The sequence below is a fragment of the Protofrankia symbiont of Coriaria myrtifolia genome (assembly GCF_900634755.1).
GTDB classification, from domain to species: domain Bacteria; phylum Actinomycetota; class Actinomycetes; order Frankiales; family Frankiaceae; genus Protofrankia; species Protofrankia coriariae.
Window position 1 is genome coordinate 1 of record NZ_CAAAFS010000177.1, and the last position, 4,863, is coordinate 4,863.

A 4,863-nucleotide genomic window follows, 5' to 3' on the forward strand; every position below is an offset into this window, starting at 1 on the left:
GGTGTACTTCTACTTCGTCAAGGCCAGCCGCATCGACGTCACCTTCACCGAAAACGGCCCCGGGCCGCACCACCGTCACCCTTGTCCGCTCGGACTGGAGTGGCACGGCGAGGGCTGGGAGCAGGCGCGCGACGCGCTGGTCGCTGACGGCTCCGGGCTGACCGGTGGCAGGGGTAGGCCGCCGCAGCGGGGGGCGGCAGTCCATCGGAGTCATGTTGTACGGGTGTGTCTCGTACATGCGGACCGCGACGACGAGGCCGGCGATGGCGGTGAGCGCGGCGACGGTCCAGATCGCGGCCTGGACGCTGAACAGGTCGGCGACGGCTCCGGCGAGCAGCGCACCGACGGCGAATCCGCCGTCGCGCCACAGCCGGTAGACGCCGACCGCGCGGGCACGCCAGGCGGGGTGGGCGACGTCGCCGATCACCGCGAGCAGTGTTGGGTAGACCAGCGCGGTGCCCGCGCCGAGCAGAACTTGGGCGACGGCCCACGCGCTGACCGACGTTCCGGCGGCGACCAGGGCGATAGCGGCGGCCTGGAGGAGCATGCCTGCGGTGATGAGGTGTTTGCGGCCGATGCGGTCGGACCACCAGCCTGTCAGCATCTGGCCGGCGCCCCAGACCGCCGGGTACACCGCCGCGAGCACGGCGATCTCGGTGACCGTGAGGCCGTGGGCGGCGAACAGCAGCGGAAAGACGCCCCAGGCCAGGGCGTCGTTGAGGTTGTTGACCATGCCCGCCCAGCTCGCCGACGACAGCGCCTTGTCGGTCAGGCTGGTGCGCCGGGCGATCTGCCCGGTGGTCAGCTCGCCGTGGTGCTCGGGGTTGGCGGAGGCGGGGTGGCGTGCTGCTTCGGCGCGGGCGTGGCCGCGGGTCTCACGCACGACCAGCACCGAGAGCCCCAGACCGAGGGCGGCGTACGTGGCGCCGAGGAGGAACGGTTCGGGTCGTAGGCCGGCGTGCGCGGCGATCGCGCCGGTGGCCATCGCGGTCGCGGCGACCGCGACGTACCCGGCCGCTTCGTTGAAGCCCATGGCCAGGCCGCGCCGCGACGGGCCGACCAGGTCGATCTTCATGATGACCGTGGTGGACCAGGTCAGGCCCTGGTTGACCCCGAGCAGCACGTTGGCGAACACGATCGCGCCCCACGACGGGCCCCACGCGAGCAGCGCGGGGACGGGCAGAGCGATCAGCCATCCGGCGATCAGGACGGGTTTGCGTCCGTACCGGTCGGACCAGGTCCCGGCGAAGAAGTTCGTGACCGCCTTGGTCGCCCCGAACGCGAGGATGTAGGTGAGCATGAACGTGTTGCCGGCGAGGCCGAACTCGTCGCGGGCGAGCAGCGGGAGCACGGTGCGCTCTTGGCCGAGCATGCCGCCGACGAGCGCGTTGACGGCGACGAGCAGCACGAACTGCGGGAGGTTCTCGCGCAGCCCGAGCCGCACGGTGGGCTCTGCGGGAGACCCGACGGTGGTGGGGGCGCTCACGTGCCTTCCTCCAGCGCCCGGCCGGTGACGCGGGTCCAGTCGCCCGGCCCGCCGGCCAGCACCGCAAGCCCGGTGCGTCCGGCACGGGCCAGCACGCTGGCGGCGGTCATCGCGCGTTCGCCGTGCCCGCACATCACCACCGCCCCGTCCGGCGCGGTATCCGCCACCCCTTCCAGGGAGCCGAGTTCGGTGTGCAGCGCGTCGGGCAGGTGCCCGGCGGTGAACTCCGCGTCCTGCCGCACGTCCAGCACCGGCCGGTCGCCGATGGCCGCGGCGGTGAGGAACCCGAGGGTGGTCTGCGGGCCGCCGTCAGCGCGCCAGGCGTCCATGGCGCCCGCCAGGTGCCCGGCGATCCGCTCGTATCCGATCTTCGCGGCCTGCCAGGCGACGTCGGCCAGGTCCTGCCCCGGATCGGCGACGAACACCAGCGGCGCGTCGTCGGGGACCAGCCAGCCCAGCCAGGTCGCGAACTGCTCGCGCAGCGGGTTCGACAGCGCGCCGGGGATATGGCCTGAAGCGAAGTCCGCTGCCGGCCGTACGTCCACGACCTGCGCGCCTGCCTCGACGAGCCGCCGCACGTCGAGGGGGCTCAGCGCAGGCACGGACGGGGTGGCGTCCAGGAGTGTGGGGCCACGGCGGTTGATCTCGGCGAGGCGGTCGAAGTACGCCGGGTACGAACCGAGCGAACCGAGCAGCGCGGCGACGAATGCGTCCTCGTCGGCGGCCGCGAGCAGGTTGTTCGTCCGTTTCTGCGCACCGACGGTGCTGGTCCGTTCCGCGCGGGGAGGTGCCGAGCAGAACGACCCGGCCCCGTGGGTGGGCCACAGCGCAGTCTCCGCTGGCAGCTGCGCTATCCGGCGCACCGACCGGTACTGCGCGCGGGCCAGTTCCTCCGCCCGGTCCGCGCCCAGCAGATCGGTGCGGGCGGCCGAGCCGACGATGATCGATCCACCGGAGAACACCCCGAGCTCACGTGTCCCGTCGAGCAGCAGGAAGGACAGGTGTTCGTCGGTGTGTCCCGGGGTGGCCAGCGCGCGCAGGGTCAGCCCGCCCAGGTCCACCTCGTCGCCGTCGCCGAGGCCGGTGTGCGCAAACGCCCGGCGCCCGGCAGCAGAGGCGAGCACGGTCGCGCCGTCGTCGGCGGACAGCTGCACCGCGCCGGACAGGAAGTCCGCGTGCAGGTGCGTGTCGGCCGCGTACGCCACGGTCAGGCCGCGCCGCGCGGCGGTGGCGCGCAGGGTGCGCAGGTCGCGAGAGGCGTCCACCGCCAGCGCGCGGCCCTCGCCCAGATCGACCAGGTAGGCGCTGTTACCCAGCCCCGCGTCGACCAGCGGTATCAGGTGATCGTCGGTGAAACCCACAGCGTCCTCCAGACACCAGCAGGGTGAGGTCACGGACCCCCCGACCCACTACTACAATATTCCATGGATATTTGGAGGATGCTTCATGGGAGACCCGCAACGCAAGGCCGAGCGCAAGAGCGCGCTCTACGACGCCCTCGCCCGCACCGGCAAAGCCCTCGCCAACGGCAAGCGCCTGGAACTACTCGACCTGCTCGCCCAGGGCGAACGCAGCGTCGACGCCCTCGCCCAGGCCGCCGGACTCGGCCTGACCACCGCATCCGCGCACCTGCAGACCCTCAAACAGGCCGGGTTGGTCAGCACCCGCCGCGACGGCGTGCGGATCCACTACCGCCTCGCCGGCGACGACGTCGCCGCACTGTACGGGCTGCTCCTGAACGTCGCACACACCCACCAGCCCGACGCTGACCACGCCCGCACCGCCTACCTCGGCCCCGACGACACCGACGAGATCACCCGCGACGAACTCCTCGACCGCGTCCACGCCGGAACCGCCACCGTCATCGACGTCCGCCCGACCGAGGAGTACACCGCCGGCCACATCCCCGGCGCCGTCAGCCTCCCCCTCGACCAGCTCGCAGCCCGCCTGGCCGAACTCCCCGAGAACGCCAACATCGTCGCCTACTGCCGCGGCACCAACTGCGTCCTCGCCCACGACGCCGTCCGCCTACTCACCGCCCACGGCCACCGCGCCGCACGCCTGATCGACGGCATGCTCGAATGGCGCCTCGACCACCGCCCCATCGCCACCGGCACCACCTGACCCGCGCCCACCCTGTTCCCTGCGCTGCCGATCCAGTGGAGATCTCCCCGCCCTTGCCGTAGTAGATCACCGCGTTGGCCGCGTTCCACGACTCGACGACGTTCAACCCCTCCTCGATCTCCCGCTGCAGGTCACGATCCCGCAGGTAGCGGGCGACGAATCCGACGCCACCGCCGTCGACCCACTGCCCCACAACCCGATATCGCGCGGCGAAGGTGGCGTTGGCGATCTCAACGGCGATCCGCCGGGCCGATTCCGAGGTCAGGTAGCGGCGCCGGACGTACCGGATCTCCTCTTCGGTGTGGCCGTGCGCGCCGCCGGCCACCGACCGGATACCGGCGTTGGTGCCGTAGGCGTAGATCGCGAGCATCAGCCGTTCAGCCAGGACCTCGGGCGCCAAGTGCCCGCTGCCCGCAACGGAGGTGACTGCCTTCAGGCAGCCGGTCCGTAACACGGCTTCCTTGAGCATGTCGATCAGCGGCACCGCGTTCCATCGGCGGCCCACCTCGTTCTTGACCCGGCGCAGGTTACGCGGCTCCTCGGACGCCTCCGGCGCGGTGAACTTGATCGCTCCGGCCTTACGTTCCTTGATCTCCGCCCAGTCCAGCTCCGGCAGAGCCTCGTCGAGGTCGGCCAGGGCCTCGGTCATCTCCTCACGAAGAGACGTGATGAACACCGCCGGGTCCAGCGGTTTACGCAGTTCGCCGTAGTGCTCAACGCGGCGGGCCTCGAAGTCCTTGGGCAGGTCCTCGTCCGGGTTGCGCCAACGGCCCGCGCCGACCACCCAGACCTCCTTGCAGCGCAGCTGCTCGCGCAGGGCCTGGAAGGTGGCCACCTCGTAGACCATGCGCACGATCCGAGGTCGGCCGCGCTTGTCGGCGCGGTAGACGAGGTCACTGCCAACAGCTGGGACCGCCGGCCGTCGGTATCCCGGGAAGCCTGGTCGTCCCGGCCGGCCGGTGACCGTTCCGGGCCGGTGACCTGTCCCGGCAGGGTGGGTCCGTCCTGCGTTGTGGAGCAGGGCTCAGTCAGCCGTCCCTGTCCAGGCCGACGTGTGTCTGTGTCCTCCTCAGGAGGTTCGCGGAGCGTTGCCGTTGCCGGTGCCGCGGCTGGCGGTCGCGGCGAAGACGCGGGCGAGGTACTCGGTGCGCAGCACGCCGCGGCCGTCGGCGCCGATGTAGCCGACGTCCTTGGTCAGGTAACCCTCGGGGTAGCTGTAGCCCGCGGAGGTGATCTCGCCGTTACGGCTCCAC

General features: G+C 71.6%; 3 protein-coding genes and 2 pseudogenes. 1 reads left to right on the forward strand and 4 read right to left on the reverse strand.

Annotation, left to right across the window (positions count from 1 at the left end):
• Positions 1-220 precede the first annotated feature (220 nt).
• A pseudogene (locus tag CM1CMNOD_RS10005) lies at positions 221-1,486 on the reverse strand (MFS transporter); the annotation flags it as partial.
• A complete protein-coding gene (locus CM1CMNOD_RS10010; RefSeq protein WP_013873540.1) occupies positions 1,483-2,847 on the reverse strand; it encodes an MBL fold metallo-hydrolase in 1,365 nt (454 codons plus the stop codon). The gene CM1CMNOD_RS10010 and the pseudogene CM1CMNOD_RS10005, both read right to left, overlap by 4 nt.
• Positions 2,848-2,932: 85 nt before the next feature.
• Here CM1CMNOD_RS10010 and CM1CMNOD_RS10015 point away from each other — a divergent pair, with 85 nt between their 5' ends.
• On the forward strand, positions 2,933-3,610 hold the full coding sequence (locus CM1CMNOD_RS10015; RefSeq protein WP_013873541.1) for an ArsR/SmtB family transcription factor: 678 nt from the start codon (positions 2,933-2,935) through the stop codon (positions 3,608-3,610).
• On the opposite strand, the gene CM1CMNOD_RS10020 is transcribed toward CM1CMNOD_RS10015, so the two are convergent.
• Together CM1CMNOD_RS10020 and CM1CMNOD_RS10025 are read right to left on the reverse strand one after the other, a co-directional pair.
• The gene (locus CM1CMNOD_RS10020; RefSeq protein WP_043603445.1) at positions 3,519-4,457 is read right to left on the reverse strand and encodes a Tn3 family transposase; all 939 of its coding nucleotides are present in this window, start codon (positions 4,455-4,457) and stop codon (positions 3,519-3,521) included. The genes CM1CMNOD_RS10015 and CM1CMNOD_RS10020 overlap by 92 nt on opposite strands.
• A 222-nt stretch (positions 4,458-4,679) precedes the next feature.
• Positions 4,680-4,863, reverse strand: a pseudogene (locus tag CM1CMNOD_RS10025) (hypothetical protein); the annotation flags it as partial.

Bases quoted from the DNA above. Each gene is read 5' to 3' on its own strand.
- CM1CMNOD_RS10015 (WP_013873541.1), top strand. From the start codon at position 2,933: ATGGGAGACCCGCAACGCAAGGCCGAGCGCAAGAGCGCGCTCTACGAC.
- CM1CMNOD_RS10020 (WP_043603445.1), bottom strand. From the start codon at position 4,457: ATGGTCTACGAGGTGGCCACCTTCCAGGCCCTGCGCGAGCAGCTGCGC.